Source organism: Streptomyces torulosus (assembly GCF_001419765.1).
Classification (GTDB): domain Bacteria; phylum Actinomycetota; class Actinomycetes; order Streptomycetales; family Streptomycetaceae; genus Streptomyces; species Streptomyces torulosus.
Genome location: NZ_LIRK01000662.1, coordinates 1 through 513 on the forward strand (window position 1 = coordinate 1; position 513 = coordinate 513).

A 513-nucleotide genomic window follows, 5' to 3' on the forward strand; every position below is an offset into this window, starting at 1 on the left:
CGCTGCGGCCCGGGGAGCACTGCCTCGACCTGCACATACCCGACTACGCCGGCCCTCTGACACCGGAGGCGTGCGACCGGTCGCTCGCGCTCGCCCGGGAGTTCTTCCCGAAACACTTCCCGGCGGAGCGCTACACCGCCGCCTGCTGCCACTCGTGGCTGCTCGACCCGCAGCTGAAGCGGTATCTGCCGGCGGACTCCCACATCGTCCGCTTCCAGGAGCGGTTCCACATCACCTGCGGGAACAGCGAACCGGGGGACGATCTGCCTCTTCGTTTCGTGTTCGGCGACCCGGACCTGCCGGTGGAGACACTCCCGCGCCGGACACGTCTCGAACGAGCCGTCGGAGACCATCTGCGGGCCGGAGGGCACTGGTACAGCGGGCACGGCTGGTTCAGGTTCACCCCATCGGGTGAGGGGTGAGCGGAACGGCCCACGTCCGCCCGGCCGTTGAACGGATATGAGCATCCAGACGCGTGAGGGATTTCAGGGGACGGGGCCGGGGGCGATCACC

General features: G+C 69.0%; 1 pseudogene. It reads left to right on the forward strand.

Going from position 1 to position 513, the window contains the following annotated elements:
* Positions 1–422, forward strand: a pseudogene (locus tag AOK23_RS36835) (acyltransferase domain-containing protein); the annotation flags it as partial.
* Positions 423–513: the final 91 nt, after the last annotated feature.